This window comes from Pseudomonas sp. 51_B, from assembly GCF_017491595.1.
GTDB lineage: Bacteria > Pseudomonadota > Gammaproteobacteria > Pseudomonadales > Pseudomonadaceae > Aquipseudomonas > Aquipseudomonas promysalinigenes.
In genome coordinates this window covers 1-243 of record NZ_JAFGYW010000590.1, presented here as the reverse complement: position 1 = coordinate 243, position 243 = coordinate 1, and the positions used below count along the sequence as shown (strand labels likewise).

1 protein-coding gene is annotated in these 243 nt (G+C 62.1%); it reads right to left on the bottom strand.

Annotation, left to right across the window (positions count from 1 at the left end; genetic code table 11):
• A partial coding sequence (locus tag J5M56_RS26320) for a hypothetical protein (RefSeq protein ID WP_207938229.1) occupies positions 1 to 243 on the bottom strand: 243 nt, incomplete at both ends.

Below are 243 nucleotides of genomic sequence, written 5' to 3'. Positions count from 1 at the left end.
CGACACCCGCCAAGTGCTGGAACGGCAGCTGAGCGAGCTCGACAAGGACCGTTATTGGCTCAGCACACGCCGGTGGATGGCTAGCCTGAGCGGCTTGATGGCGTTGGGTGCTTTGATGGCGGGTGTCGATGCGCCCGGCAAGTTGTTTACGCGCGGCCCAAGGCAATGCCTGGAGCAAGGCATCGCTAGGTTCTGCCAGCCATTGTCGAGTGATGCGTGCCTGCTCTTGAGCCGTTTCAGCCC